The following is a 25,968-nucleotide window of genomic DNA, read 5'->3' as shown; positions in this document are numbered from 1 at the left end:
TTTTATTTAAGGGTAAAGGTCATTTTTAATCCTGGAGAAACAAAACCAGATCCAGAAAAAGATCCCATTCCAGCAGTGTAAGCGTAATTTGGCAGTAAAGTAGGTGAAACTTTAAAGCTTAGGTCATTGCTGATATTCCATCGATTTTTTAAAATAGAATCAACGTAGGCTTCAACAACATTCAATCCATACCATCCTAAAGTTACTAATACCGTCAAATCTCTATTTCTTCGACCATAATCTTTTTGCTGTACTAAACCTTGTACTGTCCAGCTTGATCCTAATCCAAGAGATTCATGATTTGAAGGCTGTCCATATTTTTCTCGATATTGTAATTCAGTCAAGAACTCCTTATAGTACCACTGCCAATAATTGAAGGTTAATCCTCCGGCAACAAAACCACCATAAATAATTGGCACTTTAACCCACCATAGACCTCCATTTGTATATTGTCCCCAACCGGGTAAAATCAAGGAGCGCTTCCACGCAATTCTAGATAAACGTTCAATTGCTAACCTAGCTGAATCCTTTCGAATATCCTTATAGTAAAACTTCTCACGTTCTTTTTCAGCTTTAATTCTAGCCTTCCTTTCTGCGCGAGTTTCTTTTTTAACGGTATCTTGTTCAGCTTTCTTTTTTAATGAATCCTGAACTTGAATTACCTTTGTTGAGTCCGGAATAGTATCCTTTACTTGACTTTTTAGGCAAGTAAAAGATAAGATCATTCCAAAGAGCAGTAAAAATTTATACATTACCAGTCTAACAACTCTAAAATTCGGCTTAAATCATCCTCAGAATTGAAAGGAATTTCAATTGCTCCTTTACCTTTGGTTGATTTTACGTTTAGTTTAACCCGAGTGGCAAATTTTGATGCCAAATCATCTTCAATCTTTTGGTATTGAAAATTCAAAGGAGCTTCTTTTTTACCTTTTTGTTTTTTCTCTTTAGCTTGTTGAACCTCACGAACCAGTTGTTCTGCTTTACGAACAGATAATCCTTTTTCAACAATTTCTTTGAAAATAAACAATTGTTTATCGATTTCACCAACATTGATTAACGCACGAGCATGTCCCATGGAAAGATCTCCATCACGGATTGCCGCTTGAATCACAGGTGGAAGTTTCAATAATCTAAGGTAGTTAGTGACTGTAGAACGGTTTTTACTTACGCGATCACCTAATTCTTCTTGTTTAAGGCTGCATTCTTCAATCATACGTTGGAAACTTAATGCAATTTCAATAGCATTTAAATTTTCACGCTGAATATTCTCAATCAAAGCCATTTCTAGCATTTGTTGATCATTTGCAGTCCTTACATAAGCTGGAATTTCAGTGATACCGGCTAATTTGGAAGCCCTTAACCTTCTTTCACCAGAAATTAATTGGTATTCATTTTTGCCAATCTGACGAACCGTAATCGGTTGGATCAACCCTTGTACCTCAATAGACTCTGACAATTCCCTCAGGGCATTTTCATCAAAATCCGTCCTTGGTTGGAAAGGGTTAATGGCAATTTGTTCGACTTTAATAAAGTTTATACTACCGGCAGGAGAGCTCGGTGTCTTACTCGCAGGAGTTTCAGCAGGCTGTTCCTTAGGAGTACTGATTACCTCTTGTTGAAGTAATGCTCCCAAACCTTTCCCTAATCCTGTTTTCCGCTGTTGTGCTGCCATACTATACTGTTACAGTTTGCTTATTCTCTTTTAATAATCCATTCTTCTCCAAAATCTCACGTGCAAGGTTCAAGTAGTTAATTGCTCCTTTGCATGATGCATCGTGCATAATTACTGAAATTCCGAAACTTGGAGCTTCACTTAAACGTGTATTCCGCTGAATAATTGTGTCAAATACTAAATCATGGAAGTGAGTCCTAACCTCTTCTACCACTTGATTAGACAATCTCAAACGAACATCATACATCGTTAATAATATCCCTTCGATCTCCAATTCTGTATTTAATCTTGTTTGAACGATTTTAATCGTGTTCAACAATTTACCTAGTCCTTCTAGTGCAAAATACTCACATTGAACGGGGATAATTACGGAATTTGAAGCTGTTAAAGCATTGATGGTAATCAAGCCCAAAGATGGTGAGCAGTCAATAATAATAAAATCATAATTATCCTTTACTTCATCCAACAGGCGTTTCATTTTATATTCACGCTCTTCCAAATTGATCATTTCAATTTCCGCACCTACCAGGTCAATATGCGCAGGTAATAGATCTAAATTTGGCGTATCGGTTGCTTGAATGGCTTCTTTTGCTGTCACATCATTAACCAAACATTCGTAAATGCTTGTTTTGATGGCGCGAGGATCAAAACCAATTCCAGAAGTGGAGTTTGCTTGTGGATCTGCATCCACCAACAAAGTCTTATATTCTAACACAGCTAAACTCGCAGCAAGATTTATGGAGGTGGTTGTTTTACCAACTCCTCCTTTTTGATTGGCTATGGCAATAATCTTTCCCATTGTGATTCCTCAATTTTTGAAAATAATGTTGATCGGCATAAATTTACTTCGTTATGCAAATTAACATACCTTAATGATATTCGACACTTAAATGATGTTAAATTTGCTAATTTTGAAGCGAATCTTATTCTACCAAGTCAGGATGCTAAGATACGAAAAATAGAATTAGGTATTGATACCGAACGCTATTGCTTTTTACAAGTAACATCAAACAATGAATTTAATTATCTCAGGTACAAATAGAAAACATTCTAACTCTTTAAAAGTTGCAAAATTTTACTTAAAGGAATTAGAAAAAAGAGGGGAAGACTTTGACATTCTTTCTCTTGAGGATCTTCCTGCAAACATCATTGAAACTGATATGTACGGAAAGAGAAGCGAAGCATTTGCAAAAATTCAAGAAAAAGTATCCCAAGCGAAGAAATTTGTCTTTATCATCCCTGAATATAATGGTAGCTACCCAGGAATTCTAAAATTATTTATGGATTGTTGTGCATTCCCAGCTTCATTTTATCACAAAAAGGCCGCACTAGTAGGAGTTTCAACTGGAAAATATGGAAATATTCGCGGTGTTGATCACTTTACAGGTGTCTGCAATTATATGCGAATGCATGTATTACCTTTAAAAATCCATATCCCTCTCATTCAAAACGAATTAAATTCTGAAGAAGAATTTCATGACCCAATTTCCTTGAAATTTATCATCGAACAGATTGATGAAATCGAAAGATTTTAAGCAAAAAAATCACTTAAAATTCTCTTTGTCAAAATCTTTATACACTTGCCTCGGTCGAGTTGATCATAATTTTTTTTGCTATTAATTGTTTACATTTAATTCTGTTTTCAATAAATAAATCAACAACTATGTCAACCAACTACTTCAAGACTTTGGTAATTATTCTTTCTCTAGGATTAGCTTCATGCAATCAAGCTAGCAATTCTTCATCCAATACCAGTAATCACGACTCTACATCCTTTTTTAATGGTAAAGACTTAACCGGTTGGCATGTTTATAATCGTGGTAATGTGGAGTCAAAATGGAAAGTTGACCATGGCGAATTAATATGCGACCCTAAGGGGAATGGCGAATTTGGCGATTTAGTGAGCGATGGAGAATATGAAAATTTTGAGCTTGATTTTGAATGGAAAGTAAAAAAAGGTGGGAATAGTGGGGTATTTATCAATGTAAAAGAAGATAGCAGCTATGCGGCAACTTTTGCTACTGGATTAGAAATGCAACTATTAGACAATGCTAATGCAGAACCGAGACATCAGGTAGACTCAACACATTGGGCTGGATGTTTATACTCTGTAGAATGCGTCGGCAGCAACTCCAAGCCGAATGCCTTTGGAGAATGGAATAAAGGGAAGATAAAACAACAAAACGGCCAGGTTACTTTCTGGTTAAACGACAAAATCACATTTCAAGACAGTATAAATACGCCAGAGTTCAAACAAAAGGTTTCGAATAGCAACATGAAGAACTACCCAGCTTTCGCAACATTTCCAAAAGGAAAGATAGCTTTTCAAAACCACACTGATTCAGTTAGCTTTAGGAACATCAATATTATAGAACTTTAACTCTAACGACAAAGTATAATAGAAATGTCATATTGGGAAGTTTATTTATAATCATTCTAAATAATATCTACTTTTACTCCTGCAAAGAAAACAGTTTCAATTATACAAAAGTCCTGTTTACCCGCATGAATGATAGGCATGCGGGTAAGGCAGGCACAAAAAAACGGCTCCGACACATATGGATAACTGTCGACTAAAAATACTCTCCAAACACGACCAAGGGTTCATTAGCATGCCTGAGGATCAAAACATCATTCATCTTTGTTTCAACAATCTCCTAATTAATTTTAGCAAAGAAGATTTTATCACCTTTAGAAGAATTGTAAAAGACATTTATTTAGAAAATAGTCCAGTTTCATTTCCCGATGGTCGACAAAGGATATTATTGAATAGTCCATATTTAGGGATAAACTTCTCTTTTGATCATTTTGAAATGACAGAACTTGTGAGATCATTAGATGAAGCCTATTACATGGAAAGAATCTACTCGTTCCTGCAGTAGAGGGCAATTTCACGTGTAAAATAAACCTAAATCTTCAGAGTCCACAAGGAACATACATTTAGAAATTCAAATTAATTATTTGGATTTGAATTATTTGTCGAAAATCACATAAAAAATATCTACAAAATATTTTGTAAATCAGATTTTACCCCTATATTTGCACACCGCAACAGGGAAAAGGAGAATTAGCTCAGCTGGTTCAGAGCATCTGCCTTACAAGCAGAGGGTCACTGGTTCGAATCCAGTATTCTCCACCAACAAAAGGAGGCTTAGCTCAGCTGGTTCAGAGCATCTGCCTTACAAGCAGAGGGTCACTGGTTCGAATCCAGTAGCCTCCACCAACAAAAAAGCAACTCAATTGAGTTGCTTTTTCATTTTACTAACTTTCTACCTTTCGAGAGCAGACCTTACTAAATTCAATTATTAATAATTAATGTTAAATCATAACCTTAATTGCTGAAAAGAGAAATTTCATAGATTAAATCTTATCATTTAGAAATTCCCAATTCTTGTTCTTAGAATTTATTAATTCTTCTTTCATTTTTCTCGACATGCTATCAATTTCCTTTTCTCGCTTTATAGCATCCACCACTTCTGCAAAAGCTTCAAAATATATAAGGTAAAATACCTTATATTTCTTAGTGTAAGCATTTTGAGATAAAGTCATCGACTGATGAAAGAGAAGCCTGCTCTTCAGGTTGTTAGTAACGTCAGAATAGAGAATCGTTCTATTCGCGTTTGTTAGGATGTAGACAAAATAAACTAAGGACATATTTTACTTTTTCCACAAATAAGCATTTTACTATTAAAAAAACATTCCTTAAAAGTAAAGTTTTTGTTTATTAAGCAATAGTAGCTGAGTATCAGTATACATATATTGACAAAATTTAATAGGGAAATTTTAAATATTGGAAAAAATCGAATAAACTTAACCCCAATTCCCATAAAGAAACTAGAAAATGAGCATTCTCAACATTAAGTTTTTTTTATTCTTGAATAAATCTTTGAATATTTTCTCTTACACTGTTCGACCAAGGTTGAGATTTTAATTGATCTTGAGATAAACCAACATGTACAAGTGTACATTCGCCTTGCAACACTATCCGATCTTCAAATGCGAACTTAAAATTATAGGTTAATGAAGAATTTCCTAGTTTGGAAACCGTTAAACTTTTAACAAAAACATCCCCTAGTCTAGCCGGAGAGACAAAGGCTACTTTTAAATCCGCTGTCGGTATCCCTTCGCCATGATGTAATTCCTTGAATGGAAATCCTAATTCTTCCTCAAACCAATCCTCCACTAATTCATTCAACATCTCCATAAATCTTGGATAAAATACAATACCAGCAGCATCACAATGCTGAAATTTTACTTTTTGCTTCTTAGTAAATACTTGTCCCATACTCGCGTTTGATAATTATTTTATTTTTTGAGAAACTAAAAATCCTGAACCGCCACTTAGCCCGGGGCCAGGATGAGTCGAAGCTCCGATATGAAATAAATTTTTTATAGGTGTTTCATGATTCTTTACAGATGACATAGGTCGCCATAGCAGGTATTGATCTAGATTACATTGACCTGAATATGGATCTCCATGTACTAAATTGATATTAGTTTCCGAAAGCTCCTTAGGAGACATGATTCTTTTATAAATTATTGCATCTTTTAAATTCGGGATATAGGTAGATATTCGATCAATGATTCGATCAGCATAGGCTTCAGATAATTCCGTACTCCATACCCCCTGACAAAGTCCATCCAACTCTCCACAAGCATCAGATTCAGGATAATTTGGACATTCAGGCAATTGGATCCATAATACATATTTTCCATCGCTTGCCCGCGAAGGGTCTACAGCTGTAGGCTGTGCAATACAGATTGTTCCTTTTGATGGAAGTTGCTGTCTAACTGCTTCATTAACTGCTTTTGAAACATCATTAATTCCATCCGTCAGGTGTACATAGGTCACATCTTGCAAGGCCTCTTCAACCCAATTTGGCTTTTCTTTCAATATCAGATGAATTTGCATATTCCCTTTTCCATACTTGTATTGTTTGGCTTGTTTTACCATTTTTTGAGCAATCTGAGACTGATCTTTCAACAAGCTGCCATATAGCTGTGTCGGGGTTACATTTGCCACAACATACTGGGCCATATGTTGTTCCTTATTTGCTAACTCCACCCCTTCTACATTCCCTTTATGATCGCAAAGAATTCGTTCTACATGACAATCGGTGTAACAACTACCACCGTGATTTTCAATGATCTTTTTAAAAGCATCTACAATTTTATAACTACCACCTTTCACCAGTGGCAATCCAACCATCTCAATACTCATTGCAGTAACCTTAGCCATGGTCGAAGAAAGAGGACTCTCAGGCGATAAACCCGAGTGTAGAACCCATGGAGCGAGATTCGCTAACAGTACTTTAGAGGTGAAATGATCTGGTAAATCATCCCGCACACTTTTTAAGAACTCCTGCGCATTTTCAGAGGATTTCGAAATCCCTTGCTTCCAAAGGTACTTTGCCAAGAACTTTCCCATTTTTAGGGTCATAATCTCACCACCTAAAAATGTGAATAAAATCTCAGCATGCTGATTCACCCAATCCATCTGTTCATTAAATCGATCTCCATCGCCAGGACTTAATTCGTTAAATGATTCAATATTCTTTTTTCTATCCGTTCCTAATATTGACCATTCTAAATCAGAAGTCAATGCCCCTGTCGGGACATCATTTGAAACAAAAAACACACCTTCATTTTCCAAATCCTCTTTTAAAATAGGATAGGCCGCAGATGTAACGAATAAGGGATATGCAGTTGAGAATGTATCAATCACACAGCCTTCCACTCTTTCACTTTGAATACATCCTCCTAACTTGGATGACCGCTCAAATACAGTGACTCTCTTTCCTCTTTTCGCCAATAAAGCAGCACATACCAAGCTGTTTATTCCACTACCTATTACTATTACGTCCTGACTCATATAATTTTTTCTATTTTAATGATTCATTGAACTTTCTGACCTACTTTCTAATTCTGCTTCTACCAATGCGATTTGACCTTGCAATTGTTCTGCCTCAGGGTTTTTCAAACCATACTCGATCAATTGCGACAATTGACTTTCTATTCCAGACACCCCTTTATGTTTGACCGCCAACTCATTCAACATCTTGAATTTTGAATGCCCACGAGCATATGTATCTCCATAACCTTTTTTCAAACGATAGGTTCTTGCTAATTGAACTGCCAGATCATAGTTCACCTCTACAACTTCAAATAACCTGTTAAACCAACCCTCTATATTTTGCATTTCTTCAAAATGTCTTAAAGTTTTTTTACGGTATTTTTTCATACCTCCCAATGTATATAACATGGTAAACCAAAAAACATTATGTGTATTCATTCGGCGATCTTTATCCAGATATTTTGTAAAAAATCGTTGTGCGGACTCACTATTTTCCATTTTCTTACCAAGTTTTACGGGCATAAACCCAAAAACTTCTTCGAAACGAGGGTGGAAATAATCTGTAGTTTTCACGATTTCACCCTTTTTAGCCCCAACTTGACCAAATACCGTCTCCCAACGTTCTGCTCTAGTCTTGACATCTGCAACATTTACCAAATCATCATAGGCCATTGCAAGTGATAAATACCTTGCTACAGACTGTAGCAACTGATTATTCTTTTCTGGATGCTTCTTTTCAACATCTGCAAACTTCTTTAACCTTCCAACATATTCTTTAGCCCATGCCACATCACCCCATTCTATTAGGTGTTTTACCCCAGCAAAAACAATGGAATGTGTATTTTCAGGCAATGAGGCTCTGATTTCTGATAAAACTTCATTTAATTTCTTTGAACTTGTCGTTTCTGGCATCTGATCAAAAACCGCTGGTTTTAATTCAGGCACAAAAGGAGTGGCCTCCTTAGCAGATAAGCCTAAACCTACTAGGCCGAATGCGGCCTTAAATGCTGCCAAACTGGTTGAAACTGCAACCCCACCGTCTTTGATGGTATTTTCAAACTGCTCCACACTAAAGGGCAGAGAATTTGATGCGGCTAAAGCTCCAAACAATGTTGCTGAGATAACACTTTTATTATTATCTGCTAACTCCTTTAAGTTCGCATAAACACTGGATTTAGCATATTTTCTAGAGAGTTCAAATATGGAGGTACCATCAAGGATACCATCCCCAGGTTTTTCTTTTTCCTGTATGGCAAGATTACGATGCGTAGAAAAGATTAATGTTGTTTTCTTACTGACGAATCCTCGTTGGATGGCACGTCCAGCTTCAATTAATTCAGTTGCCATGACTACATCCACATCTTCCGGTGCCGGCATCTGAGCAAGGACTGGCGATACTTTTTTACCATCCTGCATTGGAATTGCAGCTTCAGGAAATAATTCCAAATAATACACAGTAGATCCAGTACGTTGGGCCACTCCTGCAATAGTTGTGGATTGCGCCCAATATCCATTTTTTGAAGCTAACTGTACAATCCACTGCGTCAATACTCCTCCGCCATCTCCTCCAACAGCAATTATTGCAACTTTAATAGGTTCTATTATGTTTTTACCTTCTTCCATCATACTGTAATTTGTTTTGACGCCCTACGCTTCTGTAAAAAATTAATAATGCCATACTGAAACTTATAAATTAATTTCTCCATAAAACCAGCATTGCGAATCACTTTTGCGCTATAAAACGCCGGACATAAAGCCGCAGCTTCCGCCACTTCACCACAATTCCCACAAGCAACACAAGACTGCTCGATATGTGCAACTGGATCTTCACGCAATGGATTATCGGTATATTTTAGAGTCAAAGACGGACAACCAGACAAACGCATGCAGGCATGATCGCCTGTACAAACTTTTGCATCCACTCCAAATTTCTCACTCTCAACTCGCTTACCTTCTTCTACTCGTTTTTTAAATATTCGTTTCTTACGACGCTCCTTATTTAAACTACATTCCGATTGAGCAATAATAACCTTGGGACCCTTTTCTTTTGTCGTAAGTGCCTTGGTCAGTTCTTTGACCATCCTCTCCACATCATAAGTCCGATCCACAATCTTCACATACTTCACTCCGACCCCTTTTACAGCATTTTCAATGGGATTATTTGTGGTTCTCAAAAAATTAAATGCTCGTGATGATGGAATATCCTGTCCACCGGTTGCTGCTGCATAATAATTATCAATGATGATAATCAATCCATCAAACTTATTATAAACAGCATTCCCAATTCCTGAGGTCAATCCATTATGCCAAAAACCGCCATCACCCATAATGGCGATTGGCCGCTTTTGGCCCTCTTGAGTGGGGGTATTGAATAAATTGAAAGCAGCCGCTGAGGAAGCACCTAACCCATATCCCATTGTAGTAGCACCAATATTAAATGGTGGCAAAATGGAAAATAGATGACAACCAATGTCGCCAGCTACATGATGCTGACCAAGTTTTTCCTGTACTATTTTTAAAGCCGCAAATATCGGCCGCTCAGGACAGCCTGTACAAAATCCTGCTGGCCTTACAGGAACCTGCTCCAACAACTGTTTATTGTCTTCTTCCGTAATTTTCTTGGTGAATATCTCTTTCTGTTCCGAACTTAAATTCTCCCCAATGGCTTCAAAGAATTTTACTAATCCTTCTTTAACAACCCCAATGGTATAATCTCCAACCTCTGGCAAAACATTCTTACCATAAAGCTTACAGTCAATTCCATTTTTATGGAGTAGATAGCCAATATTTTGTTCGACATAGTTTGGTTGAGCCTCCTCAATCATCAATACCGATTTTTTACCTTTACAAAATTCTAGAACCTCATCAGGAATAACCGGATATGCCACATTCATTACATAAATAGGAACTTTCACATTCCCTAAATTATCTGACAAACCCAATGCTACCAAAGAGCGATTTAGGTTATTGAACAAGCCTCCCTGAACAATAAAACCTATATCCTCCCTTTCCCCAGAGAGAAATTCATTTATTTTATGATCTTTAATAAATTGGATTGCCTTCGGTAGACGAGACTCCACTTTTTCTTTTTCATGAAGGAAAGTAGCTGGTGGCAAAACAATTCTACTTACGTCTCTTTTAGGTTCATTTAAACAATCACTAATCTTTACCTTGGGCTTTTGATTATCCTTGGCAATAAATTGTCCATGTAAATGACAACTTCGAACTCTTAACTGTAATATCACAGGAGTATTACTTGCCTCAGAAAGTTCAAACCCTAATTCTACCGATCTGACGATACTTTCTAAATTCGGTCTGGGATCTAGCATCCAGATTTGAGATTTCATAGCAAATGCATGTGTTCTCTCTTGCATAATGGATGAACCTTCACCATAGTCTTCACCAACAATCACCAATGTCCCACCTGTAACACCTCCTGAAGCTAAATTGGAAAGTGCATCTGAAGCGACATTCGTTCCTACAGTTGATTTCCATGTGACAGCACCCCTAACAGGGTAATAAACCGATGCAGAAAGCATCGCTGCTGCTGCAGCTTCGGAAGCTGAATTTTCGAAATAAACCCCAAGTTCTTCTAAAAGAGGTTCAGCATCTGCAAACACATCCATCAAATGTGAAATTGGCGAACCCTGATATCCACCCACATATCCTACTCCACACTGCAACAGAGCTTTAGTTACTGCTAATATTCCTTCTCCATGGAATACTTCACCTGCTCCCTTGCGAAGAGTTTCGACTTCTTTCTTAAATGATTTTTCAGCCATAATCTTCTTTATTAATTTGATTGAAGGGGTATATTTTACCCCTCAACTATAGCAAATACTCGCAGTGGACTGCCCGAGCCGTCTTCTATTTTCAATGGTGCTGCTACTACAACTGCACCTCGAGCTGGCAATTGATCTAAATTGCGTAGGCATTGTAACCCATATTTCCCAGCTCCATGCATCAAAGTATGACAAGGCAATGGAAAATCCCACACAAAAGACATCCCTGCATCCGTATTTAAAGTTTCTACTCCAAAACCTAATACATCTTTACTGATAAGATATTCCACAGCCTCTTTACTTGGACCTGGAGTATGGTTCAACCCATCTTCTCCCTGATTTAAAAACTCTGGACCAATAGCTCTTTTGTGCCAATCGGTACGAAACAAAACCCATTCCTTTGCCCGCAATTCTCCATGTTTTGCTTCCCACTCTTGAATAAACTCCGGAGTCAGCACAAAATCTGGATTAGCGGCTACTTCCTTTGATGCATCAATAACCTGAGCGGCTGCCATAAAATGTTCAGTTGGTATAGTATCTACGGTATTATTCTTATAATCCTTGCCCGTGACCCAATGCACAGGTGCATCAAAGTGGGTCCCAAAATGCTCTCCTAAAGAAATATTATTCCAATACCATCCTGGACCAAGTTCATTATATCGAGATATTTCTGTTTTCTTGAAGGTGGCAACCTGTCCAAACTCCGCAGGCAATGGCAATCCTGGAAATGATTCATTCAATGTATGGGTCATATCCACAAACCGGATGGAACCCGAGCTAATAATATCTTGTAATGATTGCATAAGTTTATATTTTGGTTAACGAATTCCTCTCTCTACTAGGATTGGTAAAACATTATCCCTAAAATACGGGAACTCCTCCGCATAATCGAAGAATGATAATGTAGTCCCTTTAAATCCCGCTTCATGTAATGCGATGAGACCATCTGCAACTTGTTGAGGTGTACCAATTAATGGAAAACCTCCATGTCCCAAGGCCATACCTTCACGGATACTGTTTAATAAATCATGCGGAAAACTATGCGCATGTGCAAATTGTAAATTTATCAGATTATCGGTTGCAGCCCAATCTGCATTATCCAAAATCCGCTGACGCTCCGCTAAAGCTTCCTCCTCCGTTGGGCGACAGATCACATGTGAAAAGGTCAGAACATTCACATCTCTTTGCGCATCAACACCTTTCTGTTTTAATTCTGCAATTTCTGCTTTTGAACGCTCTAAATCAATAGCTGGTGTAAATAGAAAATCTGCATTTGCTATGGCAAATTCACGACCTTGACCCGAACCTGCCGCATTAAAAATTGGAGGCATACTTGAAGGTCTCGGATTGCCATAACTTCTGGTAGTATGGAAATATTTTCCGTCAAAATTGAACGGATCTTCCTCTGTCCATAATCTTTTAATAAAATTAAACCACTCTTGAGCATAGCCATAACGGGTTTCATGATCCTTTGGCAATGGAATCCCTAAGGCATCGTACTCTGGTTTATTCCAGCCAGCAACGATGTTCAAACCAACACGGTCTGAACTAATCTGTGCTATAGTAGCTATTTGTTTAGCAACAACTACTGGATGGTTGGCTACTGTATGAATAGTTGCGAAAACAGTGATCTGCTTCGTTCTTGCCAATAATGCAGTTGCCCAAGTAACGGTCTCCATTACCTCGCCGTGAAAATCCGTATCACCAGCATAGCCAACCCATCTTGCAATAGGAAGCATAAAATCAATACCTGCCTCATCAAGCATTAATCCCAATTTTAAATTGTTCTCCCAGTTCGCCCTCCAGCGATCAGGAAGCTTCGAAACAGTCATTCCTCCACCACAATTCGTGGAGAATGTCCCCAATAAAAACTTGTCTTTTTTAAGAAAGTTATGTTTCTGTATCATAGTTATATAATTTGGTTAGTCTTTTAATTGAATCAAATGCTACTTATGACTTTGCGGTTTTAAGGCGACTTTCATCTTCTCAAACTCACGACGCATCCACAGTTGGCTCTTATATAATTGCGAAACTCCAACTTGATATGGTCCTGGAATCATTCCGTTTAAGGACTCCTGCTCATAAGCCGCACTTTGCAACACAAAACCCGGATTGACCAACATTGCTTTCCCCAAGGCAACTAGGTCTGCGCGATCCGCAAGTAAAGTTGTATTAACTTGATCTATTGTAGTAAACTGTCCTATGGCCATTACTGGAATATCAACATCATGCTTTATAGCATCTGCTAATGGAACCTGCCACATCGGACCTTCTTTGGTAACTTGATCCGGAACCGTTCCTCCAGAAGTCACCGATATTAAATCTACCCCTGCATCCTTAAACGCCTGGGCAATCTTTACTCCTTCTTCAATCGTATTACCACCCTCTTTCCAATCCTCAACAGATATTTTTACAGAAATCGGTTTTCTAGAATCTACAACGGAACGAATGCTTCTGAAGACTTCAAGCGGAAATTTTAATCGATTATCCAAACTACCGCCATACTCGTCTGTACGTAGATTAGTTAATGGTGATAAAAATGACCCTAATAACATCCCATGACATGCACTCAACTCTATCATATCAAAACCAACTTGATCGGCTCTTTTTGCCGCTTCAGTAAACTGCTGAAGCACAAAATCTAAATCCGCTTTTTCCATAGCTTTCGGTATTTGATAACCTATACCAAAAGCTTTTTCAGATGCTGAAATCACTTGCCACCTATCTTTCGACTCAAGAGGTTGAAATCCTCCTTCCCAAGTTCTTGCAACTGAACCTTTACGACCTGAATGTCCTAATTGAATCCCAATTTTGGTTTCTGAATTTTGATGAATAAAATCTACAATTCGCTTCCACGCACCTGCCTGTTCTTCAGTATATATCCCTGCGCATTTTGGACTAATCCTCCCATCCACTTCAACAGCCGTCATTTCTGACATAATCAATCCTAAGCCCGCTGTTGCTCTTGAGCCATAATGCATCAAATGCCAATCATTTACTACCCCTGCATCTGCTGCATACTGGCCCATGGCACTCATTACAACCCGGTTATTCAAATGCAATTCGCGTAAGTTAAAAGGACAAAACGCAGGTGATTTTCCCGATTCTGTTTGCTGCCTACGATTAAAGGCCTCCAATACTTTCCTCGTAAAACTGCCATCCCGAATCGCTTGGTTTTCATAAGTCACTTTCCTTGACCGAGACATCACATCAAATGCAAAAGCCATAAAATCAGCCTGCTTAATATGTCTGTCCATCGATTCAAACCAGGCCATTGAAATATTCGCCGCATTCTGGATCGACTCAACCCGAGGTCTAAAGGTATCTTCATAATGAGCGAATATCTTTTGAACATCGCCTTCATTTTCTATAACTGAATTGGATAAGGCAATAGCTTCTTCCATCGCCAACTTAGTCCCGGACCCAATTGAAAAATGGGCAGATGCAACCGCATCCCCTAATAAAATGACATTATCTTTATGCCACTTTTTATTCGTAATTAATGGAAAACTCCGCCAATGAGATTTATTTGTTAATAATGGATGACCATCTAATTCCTTTGAAAATATATCCTCCAACTTTTTCTTAGTGCCAATTTCATCATCGACTACGAATCCTGCTTTTTGAAACGCCTCCTCGGTAGTTTCAATAACCCAAGTACTCATTCCTTCCTCATATTGATAACTATGGGCTACAAATGGTCCAAACTCGGTGTTTTTGAAAAAATAGGTAAATGCATCCAAGGGTTTCGTAGAACCCATCCAAACAAATCTGTTTTTCTTTGGAATAACAGTGGTTTCAAAATCTGATTGTAATTTTGAGCGAATTAAGCTATTGATACCATCTGCTGCAATGATCATATCGCTATCTGATAGTTCCGATAAGTCCTCAATCCGATGACGAGAATGTATATTCACCCCTTCTTCAAGACAACGTTGGGCAAGCAATTCCAATAATGTTTTTCTAGAACAACCACAAAAGCCATTACCTGTTATCCGAACCACATCCCCATCACGATAAACATCCAGGTTATCCCAGTAAGCAAACTTACTGCGAATTAAATCATAAGACCGAGCATCCTTGGTCAAAAACTCACTCAAGGTTTCATCTGAAAAAACAACCCCAAAACCAAAAGAATCAGTTATGTTGTTCTGCTCATAAATATTGATTTCAACATGAGGTAATGCTTTCTTAACAAGAATTGAAAAATACATCCCTGCCGGCCCACCACCAACTACAGATATCTTCATGTCTTTTTTAATTAATTGATTTTCGTATATGACCCTTTCCAATATAAAATAGGATCCTGTTCATTACATTCAAAGTGATTCACACGACCTACAAATAAAGTATGATCACCTTCAAGATGTTGCGAAACAACAGAGGTCTCAAAATAGGCAACCGCATCTGGAATAACCTTTGCCCCATGAAAATCCTTGAACTCAACAATGAAATCATCTTGTGGAGAGCCAGAAAAATGTCTGCTCCATTTCTCCTGATGATGCGCTAGGATGCTAATTGCATATTTATTACTCTCCTTTAATAAGGAATGCATCCTTTTATTATTATCAATGGATATCAATATTAGATTCGGATCCAATGATACAGACATGAAACCATTAGCAGTCATTCCATGCACCACACCTTCATGTTCTGTCGTAATCACAACAATCCCAGTTGCAAATTTCCCGCAGGCATTTCTAAACTCTCTCATAACCCTTTATATTTTGTGCTAACTCATTACTTTTGAAACATGCGTCGCAATTACCTCCTCTGTTAATCCTGCATCAAACCACCATGGTGTAAACTTCGAAGGATCACTGAAATTATTCGCAATTAAATCCGCCAAAGACTGCGCCTGAGAAGCAGCTCCCATTAGATCTAAAATATGTGGAGGGGGAGGAGTCAACATGGAATTTGTCCAATTCGTAACCGTTTGAGCGTAATCGTAATATTTCTCAAAAGTCGCATTCATCCATTCCTCTGTATAAGCTTCATCACCCCGAGCAATGATCTCATCTAAATAAACCTTGCTACACTTCGACGCATTATTTGACCCTTGACCCGTTATAGGATCATTAACAACCACGACATCTGCAACACCAAAAACTTTACCTCCATTTGGCAATGTAGCAACAGGCTTACGAACCGTTGGAGCAAAACGCCCAGCTAAGATTCCATTATCATCAGTTAAGGTTACATTCAAACAACGCTCATATTCCCAAGGCAAGAAAGTCTTCAAAATCCATAAACTCTTCTCCAAATGTTCCTCTGGCGTTTTCACATCAGCCCAACAATCCATCGGACCACCCGGTATACCTTCAAATACCATAATTTCGCAATAGCCATTGATGGTTTCGGAAGGAAAGACAAAATATTCTCCTACTCCCGGAATTAAATTAAAAGAAACCTTAGAAAATGGAGTGCTTGGAACCATTCCTTTTACATAGGTCAATGCCAAAGCACGTTGTGGAGCATCAAAAGGACTTCTTGAGGCATCGCGCTCAAAGGTCTTAACAATATCCCCCTTACCCGCAGCAACCAATACTAAGTCATATTCCAAAGTCATCTGTTCCATCTCTGGAACTCCAACATCTTCGATCACAAATTTTCCACCCAACTTTTCAACCTCTTCAATTAACCTAGGCATCTTTATACGTTGGTCAACAGCCTGAGCCTCATGCGTTAATCGGCCAGCCCAAGTAAATAGCTTCTCTCCAGGAACCTCAGGATTAGGAACAGTTACCCCTAAACCTTGAACCGGAGGACAGGAATCATCCCAATAATTTATTCCTATTTCACGTTCATTTTGTAACGCCATATCAAACATACATTGACTCGACATTACTTTTCCTGTTCTTATTTGTTCGGGAGTCCGGTTACTAAAAACAGTAACCTCATAACCACCGTTTTTTAATAGACCAATTGCTGTTTGTAAACCCGCTTGGCCAGCTCCTACGATTGCAATTCTTCTCATAATCTTATCTTTTGTTTATTTTGGATTCTTTTATTTCGCCAATTTTGGAAACAAGGGATCATGTTGTTCTGGCCCTTGCGCACTATATCCACCGTCTACCACCGTCTCACTCCCTGTCATATAGGAAGCTTCACCTGAAGCCACAAAAGCAACCACATTCGCAACCTCCTCAGCATTCGCAACACGATCCATTAAATTAAATGGACTAGTCACCCGGTTAGCATGCTCACGATCGTTCTTTGTCAACCCTTCAAAAGGCAATGACCAGATATGACCCAATCGGATCATATTAACACGAATCTTGTCAGCCGCATATTCTAATGCCTGAGTTTTTGTTAAATGAAGTAGCGCAGCTTTTGAAACCGGATAGGACCACCGTTGGATATGAGGAAAAACACCAGAAACTGAACCAATATTGATGATATTGCCACCAGACTGTTTTAAATAAGGACGCACCATTTCTCCAAATATGGCAGCTGAAACAACATTGGTATTTAAGGTGTTCAACCAAGTTTCCCGGCTGGTAGAGGCTCCATCATCGCCGTAGGCGGCAGCACAATTTACCAACACATCAACCCGACCATATTTATCAACACAAAAGTTTAATAGATTAGATAATGCTGAATCGCTTGTGATATTTGTGCTCACAAAATCAAATTGATCCCCATATTGACTCTTAAAATCCCTCTCAGAACCTAAATCCAAAGCACCAACCACAACATGGGCACCTAGTTGAATAAATTTTTCAGCAATCGCAAGACCAATCGTTGCGGCACCTGTAATAAGACATACCTTTTGCTCGAAGCCTCTCATAATAATCGTGTTTATAAACCAAGGCGTAAATTGGATAACCTCAGTTGGCTGTTAGAACAAATATAAATATAATTTTAGAATTGCAAAATTAATTTCATAATAGCTGAATTTAATGTGTTATATATACACTATAATTCAATATTGTCATTTTTTATTTGTTATTGTTGAATTTAATTTCGTAGTTTTGAATTACAGATTATTATAAACTTAATTAACTTTAAACGACATCATGAAATTTCCTAAGTTCAAAGCGGCTGCCGTTCAGACCTCTCCAGTTTACTTTAATGTAGACGCTACTGTGGCTAAGGTTTGTGCAATCATTAAAGAAGCAGCAGACAATGGCGCCAAGCTAATTGCCTTCCCTGAAGTTTTTATTTCGGCATACCCTTATTGGAATTGGATCATGAGTCCAGTCGAAGGCAGTAAATGGTTTAAAAAACTGTACTTGAATTCTATTACAGCTGACGGACCTGAAATTGATAAAATAGCGCAAACAGCAAAAGACTACGATATCAATGTGGTAATTGGTTTAAATGAACGCGTAAAAGAAAAAGTAGGAACACTATATAATACTATTATAACCATCAACAATGAAGGAAAGGTCTTAGGTAAACACAGAAAACTAGTTCCTACATGGGCTGAAAAACTTACCTGGAGTGGTGGTGATGGTTCTTCATTAAAAGTTCATGAAACTAGTGTGGGTCCTTTAGGCGCTTTAGCTTGTGGCGAGAATACAAATACCTTAGCCAGATTTGCTCTATTGGCTCAAGGTGAATTGATCCACATCGCCAATTATATCGCCCTACCTGTTGCCCCAACGGATTACAATATGGCTGAAGCAATTAAAATTAGAGCCGCAGCCCATTCTTTCGAAGGAAAAGTATATACAATTACTTCTTGCTCAACTATTTCAGAAGAAATTATTCAAATGTTTGAAAAAGAAGTTCCGAATGCAAGAGAACTCTTGACGAGAAAAAATAGCTCTTATTCTGGCTTCATCGATCCTAACGGACAACAAATTGGAGAATCTATAATAGATGATGAAGGAATTGTATACGCAGAAATTGACCTTGAAAAATGTATTCAACCAAAACAAATGCATGATTTACTCGGTCATTACAATAGATTTGATATCTTCAACCTGAAGGTAAATATAACTGCAAATAATGCAATCAATTTTGCTGACCCAAATAACTCATTGAATGTACAATCTGAGGAAACCGATTTAAATCAAGGGGTGGATATGACCAATTTGAATTCATATAAATCATAAATTATAAACTATAAAACCAGCTCATCATGGAAACAAACATTTATAAAGGTAAAGATGATGTTTACGGCAGAGCACGTGTACAAGATAATGAAGAATTAAAAGCTTATTATGGTAAGCTCGCAGAATTGGATACCGGTGCTTTATGGACCGTAGCCAATGAAATTGAACCTTGGGAACCTATTTCCAACTCAGTGCCAATGCTCTGGAAATACGACGAACTCCGAGATCTTGTATTAGAATCTGCAAGATTAGTAACCCCCGGACAAGCCGGAAGAAGAGTCGTCTACCTCATCAATAAAAAAAGAGCGAATGTAAAAGCTGCCTGCGGATGGTTATATGCAGGAATTCAGGTGACTCAACCAGGAGAATCAACTCCCGCACATCGACATAAAGCCGCAGCATTGCGATTCATTATGGAAGGTGATAAAGGCTATACAATTGTCAATGGAAATAAAATATCCCTCGGTGTCAATGATTTTGTCATTACTCCAAATAGCACCTGGCATGAACATGGTGTAGACCCGGATGGAAAAACTTGTGTCTGGATGGATGGCTTGGATATTCCTTTGGTGAATGCATTGGAAGCGAATGATTATGCAGTATATGATGATGAAGATGGTCAAGAAGAAGTGGTGCCAATGAATTATTCCCCAATGAGCTATTCCGGAAGTGGGTTGATACCTGTCGATAGAGAATGGAATAACCCATATTCTCCATTATTTAAATATTCCTGGGAAAGTACTTATAATGCACTGGTAAATGCCGGAAAAGTATCAGATGGAACTCCTTTCGACGGTGTAATCATGCAATACTCAAACCCACTAACAGGTGGCCACGTAATGCAAACCATGGGTGCAGCAATGCAAATGTTAAAACCAGGCCAAAGAACCAAAGCTCACAAGCATACAGGTAGTTTTATATACCAATGTGCAAAAGGTAAAGGTTATACCATTATCGACGGCAAGAGATATGACTGGAAGGAAAGAGATACTTTCTGTGTCCCTGCTTGGGCTTGGCATGAACATGTCAACTTATCCGACAGTGAAGAAGCATTTTTATTTAATTTCAACGACCTTCCAACCATTAGCAAATTAGGCCTATATCAGGAGAAAGCCTATACTGAAAATAATGGCCATCAAAATATAGTGGAATAAAATTTATAAACCGAATTCATGAAACTAGTAACATATAGAGCTAACACTGAAGCCGAAGGCCGATTAGGCGTCATTATATCTGATTTTGATATCATCGTTGATGTCGAAAGTCTAGGAATTAATTTTGGAATTGATCTTCCTAAAACGATGCTTGAATTTATTGACCTCGGAAACATAGGCGTAAAAGCATTGGATAAAATAATAAAAGAATCTGCGGTTACTGACTTGGTAACCTGCAGTATTCCTTTTGAAAATGCTATTCTTTTGGCTCCAATTCCTCGGCCTAGAAAAAATATCTTCGGTATCGGATTAAACTATACCGAACATGTTGCCGAATCAGCTCGTACTTTAGATACTTCAAAGGAACTCCCTCAAAAATGTGTCATCTTTAGTAAACCACCTACGACGGTAATCGCTAATGGTGACCCTATTAAGCATAATGAGGAAATTACTCAGCAAATGGATTGGGAAGGAGAATTAGCTGTAATTATAGGAAAAAAGGCTACGAAAGTATCCAAAGAGAAGGCCTTAGATCATGTTTTTGGATATACAATCATTAACGATATCAGCGCAAGGGACTGTAGAAGATCCGGTCAATGGATCGTGTCTAAAGGTCAGGATACCTACGCTCCTATGGGACCAATGATTATTACAGTAGATGAACTAACTGACCCGCACAACTTAGATATTATCACAAAAGTGAATGGTATTGAAAAGCAAAATGGAAACACCAAATTCATGCTGTTCAATGTTAATGCTATTATTGAAGATATATCTGAATGTATCAGTTTGGAACCAGGCGACATCATAGCAACTGGAACACCGGCTGGGGTAGGTGCTGGTAGAGACCCGCAAGAATTTATGTTCCCTGGAGACGTTGTAGAAATTACAATTGAACCTATTGGAACCCTTAAGAATCCTATTGTAAAGGCGTAATCCTATTTCATATGTCCAAACTAAAATATAAAATCGGCCAGATCGTCCCTAGCTCTAATGTAACCATGGAAACTGAAATCCCTGCGTTATTCAGAGCAAGAGAAAGCATTTATCCAGAACGTTTTACATTCCATTCCTCCAGAATGCGAATGAAACATGTTACAAAGGAAGAGCTTGAAAAAATGGACGCCCAATCTGACCAATGTGCTATTGAACTATCAGATGCTCATGTAGATGTTATGGGCTATGCTTGCCTGGTTGCAATTATGTCAATGGGCAAAGGGTATCACTGCGTTTCGCAAAGTAGACTACATCAAAAAACAGTCGAAAATGAATTCCCAACTCCTATTGTAACAAGTGCCGGAGCATTGGTGGAAGGACTAAAAGCATTGGGTGTAAAAAATATCGCTGTAGTAGCTCCTTATATGAAACCCTTAACTCAAATGGTCGTTGACTATATTGAAGATCAAGGCTTTATAGTAAAGGATTGGGTAGCTTTGGAAGTCGCAGACAACCTAGAGGTCGCCGCTTTGGACCCTGAAAATTTAAAATCTATTTATAAGCAATTGGACTTGACTGATGTTGAAGCTCTTGTCTTATCAGCTTGTGTTCAAATGCCATCATTACCTGCTGTTGATTATATTGAAAATGAAATAAAAATCCCTGTGACAACTGCTGCAATCTGTACTACTTATCGTATGTTAAAAGAGTTAGGATTGAAAGCTCATGTCCCTATGGGTGGAGCACTTCTTTCAGGCAATTACTAATTTTTAGCATTCGGCGAATCAATTTGTTTTTTCTATAGGGAAAAACATTTAGATTCGCCTTTTGTTACCCTTTAAAATTCATGGAGAAAAAAAAGAACGGTATTCAATCTATTGACGTAGGATTTTCAATCCTTTCGGTCTTGGTACATTCAGCAGCACCTCTGCCTCTGAAAACAATTTCTGCACAAAGCGGATTGTCACCTAGTAAAATACACTCATACCTGACTAGCTTTATTAATCTTGGCGTGGTGGAACAAAATCTTACAACTGGATTTTACAGCCTCGGCCCTACCTGCTTGAAGCTAGGTCTTGGCTACCTTGACCAAGTAAATATCCTCACTTCCTCACAGCCCGTTATGCTAGAATTAGCCCAAGAAATTGGCCAAACTGTATTTCTTGGCGTTTGGGGAAACCGTGGACCAACCATTGTAAACCGAGTTGATGGCCCTTATTCTCAAACGATATTTGATCTTCGAATCGGAAGCGTCCTACCTTTATTGACCTCCGCATTGGGGAAAAATTTTGCGGCGCATTTACCTCTATCCTTTATCGAACCTTTTATCGTCGAAGAAATCGAAAAACAAGGAAGCCTCAATGGCAAGCCTGTCGCACTTTCAGAAGTATATAATATGCTCGATAACATCCGAGCAAATGGAATAAGCACCTCTAGAGGTCAGCTTTTGTCTGATTTCACCTCTCTATCCGTTCCTATCTTCGACTTCTCAAGCACTATTTATGCTGGAATTACAATCATGGGGAAAATCGATGTTTTTGACGATAGATTAGACTCTAAGCCTGCTAAATTATTAAAAGAAGCTGGTAGAAAATTATCTGAATTGGGTGGTTGGACCGCGAAAAGTAAATAACCTATAATCTAGTCATAGAACTTCCAAGAAACTCCAAAACGTAAGAATGCTGGGTTCATTGGATATCGCCTTACAGTATAATATCCTTTTGGATATACATGTTGGTTGACAAAATTATAACTCAAAAACAAGTTCACACGATCAATATTTCCTGTAAACCAAACGTCGGCAATAGGATATGTGGAGAATTCTATACCAACATTATCGTTGTAAAACTGTCCGGAGTTAATCGAATAGGAAGGTGTACGGAATGGGGTATTAAAACGAACATCCATACCAATCCTAAAATCCATGACATTATACAGGATATTTGCATAATACAGACTATGCCAAGTATATAGCTCAGGTGTAGCCAAAACCGCCATCGCATCCGACTTCTGATAAACAACACGATTGTCTAAATGAAAACGACGAAATTTAAAATTCTGCCCAACCGTAAGCTTTAACAAATTAAGATTCCCCTCCTGCTCTGGAGCTATATGTCTTGCTCCCAAAACATTATTACCTGGATTCGGAAGCTCCTTGAAATAGGTATAATTGTTAATCAGAAAGTATTCTAATTTACCATTGAAACCTATTTTATTATTCACATACTGAAAGGATAGGTTTTGTGTTTTGATTTTATTTAAATTCAAATCCTCCTCTTTCCAAGAGTGGTAAGATAGATTCGCATTCTGAAAAATCATCTCTGGTGATTTATTCTGTGAATAAGCACCGATTCTTAACTTTCCAAAAATATCACTCAAGTGAACATCAGCATAGGCCTCATATAAAAAGTCTCCAAAATTCCGACCAACGACAATTTGATTGGCCGTAAAATTAACATCGACCTTATCTGAAAACTTATATCCTATGGCTCCCTTGACCATACTATTCTGGTAAAATTTATTCAAAACACTATCCGCATACCAGATCAAATCATTTTGAAAACCTAATTCTACTTTGGCTTCATTCTTTAGGTTCTTCCCTCGCAAATAAAAACTATACGTAAAATCATTGGATATCGTAGTAATCTTTGTCGTATCATCCACCCTAACTAAATTGTTATAAGGAAAGGCATTATATAAATCGGATTGATTCTTGAAAAAGATATATTTCTGTTGTCGAATACTTGAATTATGAGCAATAACATTCGTAGGATGGATTTCAGCATCTGGACCATTTCCACTTACCGTGTCAATCCTTCCCATAAAATAAGACTGTCTCAAGAAAAATCCTAGATCCTTCCACTTATTAAATGGACGGTTACCTTGGATTCCATCCAATCGAACAGGGTATCGAGAAGGTGAGGTATTGCTTGAAGTGTCTCTGAATAATGTATCGTTCCGAACAGAACCGTTTTCAGTCGCATCAAGCGTATTAAATGTGAAGTTCGACAATAGATTGTACCGCTTACTCGGAGATTCATACCATGCGAAAACTGCCCCTTTACGATCACTATACTGCTGGTTATTATAGTATCCATCCGTATTCGTAGCATGATACTCCGCTCCGACATTTAAATGTGGATTGATATTCTGTGCTAACTTGGCTTTAAAAACCTGATCATCAAAAAAGAAGCCTACCGCATACAGCTCCGAATATCTTGCTCTTGCACGATAGTACTGTACAGAATCCGAAGTCAATAAATATCTTTCTAATGCATGATAACCTGATTGGAATCCAATGGTTTTATTCGGATTGAACAAAAGATCTCGTGTAGCAAGTCCATATGAACCTAAATTGATGGAAGGATCCCAGGGAAGATTTTGCTTATTGTAATATTGAAAGTTAACATGGGAGGTATCGATCTGGAAAGTCTTCGTCCCCTGTTTCATCGTCCTTAAATTCGTAAACCGAACATACTTCGCCGTAAAAATGACTGAATCTTTCTTATTGTCCTCCGCATTACGCGCAGAATCCAAAGCAGAACTGAACTCATCTTCAGTCTGAGCGTAAAGTTTAGGAACTAGACTAAACAATATCAATACAAACAGCAACCTTCTAAGCATACTCAATCAGGATCGGTACAAAATTTATGCCCCCAAAAATAACGCAAAAAACCAAAATTATTGCAAAGCAATCAATTCTTTTAAAATACTTGTCATTTTAGGTTCTGCCTGGGCTGCAACTTCCACAATGTCCTTTAAAGAAACCGGTCTTAAGTTGGGATGAAAACCCTCATCCGTAATGACAGAAATAGCAAAGACTGGCAAAGCCATATGATTGGCAACAATGACCTCAGGGACAGTACTCATCCCGACAATATCTCCTCCAATAATCCGCATATAACGATATTCCGCCCTCGTTTCTAAATTCGGACCAGGCGCAGATACATATACCACCTTATGCGTCCTAATACCCAATCGAGAAGCGATCTCCATCCCTTCTTCAATCATCTTAAAGTTATATGGCTGGCTCATATCCGGGAATCTAGGCCCTAAATCCTCATCATTACTCCCACGTAATGGATTATCCGGAAGTAAATTGATATGATCTTCAATAATTCCGATATCACCCTTTTTAATATCTGGATTTAATGACCCAGATGCATTGGAAACAAAAAGCTTCTGAATTCCTAAACCCTTCATAACCCGAATCGGAAAGGTAATTTCTTGCATGCTATAGCCCTCATAATAATGAAGTCGACCTTGCATCGCAACAACTTTACGCCCATTCAAGGTGCCAAAAATTAATTTGCCAGAATGAAATTCAACCGTGGAAATGGGAAAATTCGGAATATTGGAATACATCATCTGAAACTCAACCTGAATTTCTTCAACAAGCTTCCCAAGGCCAGTGCCTAAAATAATACCGAATTCTGGAGTGAAATCGCCGATTTTACGACGGATAGATTGGATAGATTCTTCAATCATTTGATACATGTGTGCAAAA

At 38.1% G+C, this 25,968-nt stretch carries 24 protein-coding genes and 2 tRNA genes; 10 read left to right on the top strand and 16 right to left on the bottom strand.

The genetic code is table 11. The features are described from left to right. Positions 1-2: 2 nt before the first annotated feature. From PZ892_RS01355 to PZ892_RS01345, 3 genes are read right to left on the bottom strand one after another with little or no spacing between them, the layout of a single operon-like run. Positions 3-752: a DUF5683 domain-containing protein gene (locus tag PZ892_RS01355; RefSeq protein ID WP_188713395.1), complete on the bottom strand. Its 750-nt coding sequence runs from the start codon at positions 750-752 to the stop codon at positions 3-5. Beyond that, positions 752-1,672: a ParB/RepB/Spo0J family partition protein gene (locus PZ892_RS01350; protein ID WP_094257685.1), complete on the bottom strand. Its 921-nt coding sequence runs from the start codon at positions 1,670-1,672 to the stop codon at positions 752-754. Before PZ892_RS01350 ends, PZ892_RS01355 begins: the two co-directional genes overlap by 1 nt. A 1-nt stretch (position 1,673) precedes the next feature. After that, a complete protein-coding gene (locus tag PZ892_RS01345; RefSeq protein ID WP_094257684.1) occupies positions 1,674-2,471 on the bottom strand; it encodes an AAA family ATPase in 798 nt (265 codons plus the stop codon). Between the two features lie 214 nt (positions 2,472-2,685). On the opposite strand from PZ892_RS01345, the gene PZ892_RS01340 reads away from it, so the two are divergent. The 5 genes from PZ892_RS01340 to PZ892_RS01320 all read left to right on the top strand — a co-directional run bounded on the left by PZ892_RS01340 (position 2,686) and on the right by PZ892_RS01320 (position 4,895). Further along, positions 2,686-3,207, top strand: coding sequence for an NAD(P)H-dependent oxidoreductase (locus tag PZ892_RS01340; RefSeq protein WP_094257683.1), 522 nt, complete (start codon positions 2,686-2,688; stop codon positions 3,205-3,207). 128 nt (positions 3,208-3,335) lie between these two features. Further along, positions 3,336-4,052, top strand: coding sequence for a DUF1080 domain-containing protein (locus tag PZ892_RS01335; RefSeq protein WP_182497914.1), 717 nt, complete (start codon positions 3,336-3,338; stop codon positions 4,050-4,052). Between the two features lie 178 nt (positions 4,053-4,230). Further along, positions 4,231-4,554: a DUF6686 family protein gene (locus tag PZ892_RS01330; RefSeq protein WP_182497913.1), complete on the top strand. Its 324-nt coding sequence runs from the start codon at positions 4,231-4,233 to the stop codon at positions 4,552-4,554. Positions 4,555-4,733: 179 nt separating this feature from the next. Further along, positions 4,734-4,811: transfer RNA gene (locus PZ892_RS01325), tRNA-Val, on the top strand. A 6-nt stretch (positions 4,812-4,817) separates the two neighbouring features. Next, a tRNA-Val gene (locus PZ892_RS01320) sits at positions 4,818-4,895 on the top strand. 137 nt (positions 4,896-5,032) lie between these two features. Here PZ892_RS01320 and PZ892_RS01315 read toward each other — a convergent pair. From PZ892_RS01315 to PZ892_RS01265, 11 genes are all read right to left on the bottom strand, one after another. Then, positions 5,033-5,326, bottom strand: a complete 294-nt coding sequence (locus PZ892_RS01315) for a GIY-YIG nuclease family protein (protein WP_094257680.1) — start codon at positions 5,324-5,326, stop codon at positions 5,033-5,035. A 214-nt stretch (positions 5,327-5,540) separates the two neighbouring features. Continuing rightward, positions 5,541-5,957: a thioesterase family protein gene (locus PZ892_RS01310; protein WP_182497912.1), complete on the bottom strand. Its 417-nt coding sequence runs from the start codon at positions 5,955-5,957 to the stop codon at positions 5,541-5,543. 15 nt (positions 5,958-5,972) lie between these two features. Further along, on the bottom strand, positions 5,973-7,544 hold the full coding sequence (locus tag PZ892_RS01305; protein ID WP_182497911.1) for an NAD(P)/FAD-dependent oxidoreductase: 1,572 nt from the start codon (positions 7,542-7,544) through the stop codon (positions 5,973-5,975). Positions 7,545-7,559: 15 nt separating this feature from the next. Continuing rightward, entirely contained in the window at positions 7,560-9,152 is a 1,593-nt protein-coding gene (locus tag PZ892_RS01300) for an indolepyruvate oxidoreductase subunit beta family protein (RefSeq protein ID WP_182497910.1), read from the bottom strand. Beyond that, positions 9,149-11,308: an indolepyruvate ferredoxin oxidoreductase subunit alpha gene (locus PZ892_RS01295; protein WP_182497909.1), complete on the bottom strand. Its 2,160-nt coding sequence runs from the start codon at positions 11,306-11,308 to the stop codon at positions 9,149-9,151. The genes PZ892_RS01300 and PZ892_RS01295 overlap by 4 nt, the downstream gene beginning before the upstream one ends. A gap of 35 nt (positions 11,309-11,343) precedes the next feature. Continuing rightward, positions 11,344-12,111 (bottom strand): cyclase family protein, encoded by a 768-nt coding sequence (locus PZ892_RS01290; RefSeq protein WP_182497908.1) that lies wholly within the window; start codon positions 12,109-12,111, stop codon positions 11,344-11,346. Between the two features lie 15 nt (positions 12,112-12,126). Continuing rightward, positions 12,127-13,215, bottom strand: a complete 1,089-nt coding sequence (locus tag PZ892_RS01285) for an LLM class flavin-dependent oxidoreductase (RefSeq protein ID WP_182497907.1) — start codon at positions 13,213-13,215, stop codon at positions 12,127-12,129. A 39-nt stretch (positions 13,216-13,254) separates the two neighbouring features. Then, positions 13,255-15,558, bottom strand: a complete 2,304-nt coding sequence (locus PZ892_RS01280) for an FAD-dependent monooxygenase (protein ID WP_182497906.1) — start codon at positions 15,556-15,558, stop codon at positions 13,255-13,257. 11 nt (positions 15,559-15,569) lie between these two features. Then, entirely contained in the window at positions 15,570-16,022 is a 453-nt protein-coding gene (locus tag PZ892_RS01275) for a flavin reductase family protein (RefSeq protein ID WP_094257673.1), read from the bottom strand. An 18-nt stretch (positions 16,023-16,040) separates the two neighbouring features. Then, on the bottom strand, positions 16,041-17,285 hold the full coding sequence (locus PZ892_RS01270; protein WP_182497905.1) for a styrene monooxygenase/indole monooxygenase family protein: 1,245 nt from the start codon (positions 17,283-17,285) through the stop codon (positions 16,041-16,043). Between the two features lie 30 nt (positions 17,286-17,315). Continuing rightward, positions 17,316-18,098 (bottom strand): SDR family oxidoreductase, encoded by a 783-nt coding sequence (locus PZ892_RS01265; protein WP_277711996.1) that lies wholly within the window; start codon positions 18,096-18,098, stop codon positions 17,316-17,318. Between the two features lie 229 nt (positions 18,099-18,327). Between PZ892_RS01265 and PZ892_RS01260 the strand changes: the two genes are divergently transcribed. The 5 genes from PZ892_RS01260 (at position 18,328) to PZ892_RS01240 (ending at position 23,094) form a co-directional block, all read left to right on the top strand. Further along, a complete protein-coding gene (locus PZ892_RS01260) occupies positions 18,328-19,371 on the top strand; it encodes a carbon-nitrogen hydrolase family protein (RefSeq protein WP_277711994.1) in 1,044 nt (347 codons plus the stop codon). A 26-nt stretch (positions 19,372-19,397) separates the two neighbouring features. Beyond that, positions 19,398-20,525: a cupin domain-containing protein gene (locus PZ892_RS01255; protein ID WP_094257669.1), complete on the top strand. Its 1,128-nt coding sequence runs from the start codon at positions 19,398-19,400 to the stop codon at positions 20,523-20,525. Positions 20,526-20,543: 18 nt separating this feature from the next. Then, entirely contained in the window at positions 20,544-21,461 is a 918-nt protein-coding gene (locus PZ892_RS01250; protein WP_277711993.1) for a fumarylacetoacetate hydrolase family protein, read from the top strand. Between the two features lie 11 nt (positions 21,462-21,472). Next, positions 21,473-22,228: a hypothetical protein gene (locus tag PZ892_RS01245; protein ID WP_277711992.1), complete on the top strand. Its 756-nt coding sequence runs from the start codon at positions 21,473-21,475 to the stop codon at positions 22,226-22,228. An 80-nt stretch (positions 22,229-22,308) separates the two neighbouring features. Then, a complete protein-coding gene (locus PZ892_RS01240; protein ID WP_094257666.1) occupies positions 22,309-23,094 on the top strand; it encodes an IclR family transcriptional regulator in 786 nt (261 codons plus the stop codon). An 8-nt stretch (positions 23,095-23,102) separates the two neighbouring features. Here the strand turns inward: PZ892_RS01240 and PZ892_RS01235 are convergent, their stop codons facing one another. Together PZ892_RS01235 and PZ892_RS01230 are read right to left on the bottom strand one after the other, a co-directional pair. Further along, the gene (locus tag PZ892_RS01235) at positions 23,103-25,085 is read right to left on the bottom strand and encodes a putative porin (RefSeq protein WP_229678242.1); all 1,983 of its coding nucleotides are present in this window, start codon (positions 25,083-25,085) and stop codon (positions 23,103-23,105) included. 57 nt (positions 25,086-25,142) lie between these two features. Beyond that, positions 25,143-25,958 carry a purine-nucleoside phosphorylase gene (locus PZ892_RS01230; RefSeq protein ID WP_182497903.1) on the bottom strand — a complete coding sequence of 272 codons (816 nt, stop codon included), beginning with the start codon at positions 25,956-25,958 and terminating at the stop codon, positions 25,143-25,145. Between the last annotated feature and the right edge of the window lie 10 nt (positions 25,959-25,968).

This window comes from Sphingobacterium sp. WM (assembly GCF_029542465.1).
GTDB lineage: Bacteria > Bacteroidota > Bacteroidia > Sphingobacteriales > Sphingobacteriaceae > Sphingobacterium > Sphingobacterium cellulitidis.
Note: the sequence above shows the minus strand (reverse complement) of the source record. Positions and strands in the feature narration are given on the sequence as shown.

Coding starts and splice junctions, on each gene's coding strand:
- PZ892_RS01250 (WP_277711993.1), top strand. CDS start 20,544: ATGAAACTAGTAACATATAGAGCTAACACTGAAGCCGAAGGCCGATTA.
- PZ892_RS01305 (WP_182497911.1), bottom strand. CDS start 7,544: ATGAGTCAGGACGTAATAGTAATAGGTAGTGGAATAAACAGCTTGGTA.
- PZ892_RS01290 (WP_182497908.1), bottom strand. CDS start 12,111: ATGCAATCATTACAAGATATTATTAGCTCGGGTTCCATCCGGTTTGTG.
- PZ892_RS01270 (WP_182497905.1), bottom strand. CDS start 17,285: ATGAGAAGAATTGCAATCGTAGGAGCTGGCCAAGCGGGTTTACAAACA.
- PZ892_RS01335 (WP_182497914.1), top strand. CDS start 3,336: ATGTCAACCAACTACTTCAAGACTTTGGTAATTATTCTTTCTCTAGGA.
- PZ892_RS01235 (WP_229678242.1), bottom strand. CDS start 25,085: ATGCTTAGAAGGTTGCTGTTTGTATTGATATTGTTTAGTCTAGTTCCT.
- PZ892_RS01265 (WP_277711996.1), bottom strand. CDS start 18,098: ATGAGAGGCTTCGAGCAAAAGGTATGTCTTATTACAGGTGCCGCAACG.
- PZ892_RS01275 (WP_094257673.1), bottom strand. CDS start 16,022: ATGAGAGAGTTTAGAAATGCCTGCGGGAAATTTGCAACTGGGATTGTT.
- PZ892_RS01310 (WP_182497912.1), bottom strand. CDS start 5,957: ATGGGACAAGTATTTACTAAGAAGCAAAAAGTAAAATTTCAGCATTGT.
- PZ892_RS01280 (WP_182497906.1), bottom strand. CDS start 15,558: ATGAAGATATCTGTAGTTGGTGGTGGGCCGGCAGGGATGTATTTTTCA.
- PZ892_RS01295 (WP_182497909.1), bottom strand. CDS start 11,308: ATGGCTGAAAAATCATTTAAGAAAGAAGTCGAAACTCTTCGCAAGGGA.
- PZ892_RS01340 (WP_094257683.1), top strand. CDS start 2,686: ATGAATTTAATTATCTCAGGTACAAATAGAAAACATTCTAACTCTTTA.
- PZ892_RS01330 (WP_182497913.1), top strand. CDS start 4,231: ATGGATAACTGTCGACTAAAAATACTCTCCAAACACGACCAAGGGTTC.
- PZ892_RS01355 (WP_188713395.1), bottom strand. CDS start 752: ATGTATAAATTTTTACTGCTCTTTGGAATGATCTTATCTTTTACTTGC.
- PZ892_RS01285 (WP_182497907.1), bottom strand. CDS start 13,215: ATGATACAGAAACATAACTTTCTTAAAAAAGACAAGTTTTTATTGGGG.
- PZ892_RS01315 (WP_094257680.1), bottom strand. CDS start 5,326: ATGTCCTTAGTTTATTTTGTCTACATCCTAACAAACGCGAATAGAACG.
- PZ892_RS01245 (WP_277711992.1), top strand. CDS start 21,473: ATGTCCAAACTAAAATATAAAATCGGCCAGATCGTCCCTAGCTCTAAT.
- PZ892_RS01350 (WP_094257685.1), bottom strand. CDS start 1,672: ATGGCAGCACAACAGCGGAAAACAGGATTAGGGAAAGGTTTGGGAGCA.
- PZ892_RS01300 (WP_182497910.1), bottom strand. CDS start 9,152: ATGATGGAAGAAGGTAAAAACATAATAGAACCTATTAAAGTTGCAATA.
- PZ892_RS01345 (WP_094257684.1), bottom strand. CDS start 2,471: ATGGGAAAGATTATTGCCATAGCCAATCAAAAAGGAGGAGTTGGTAAA.
- PZ892_RS01240 (WP_094257666.1), top strand. CDS start 22,309: ATGGAGAAAAAAAAGAACGGTATTCAATCTATTGACGTAGGATTTTCA.
- PZ892_RS01260 (WP_277711994.1), top strand. CDS start 18,328: ATGAAATTTCCTAAGTTCAAAGCGGCTGCCGTTCAGACCTCTCCAGTT.
- PZ892_RS01230 (WP_182497903.1), bottom strand. CDS start 25,958: ATGTATCAAATGATTGAAGAATCTATCCAATCTATCCGTCGTAAAATC.
- PZ892_RS01255 (WP_094257669.1), top strand. CDS start 19,398: ATGGAAACAAACATTTATAAAGGTAAAGATGATGTTTACGGCAGAGCA.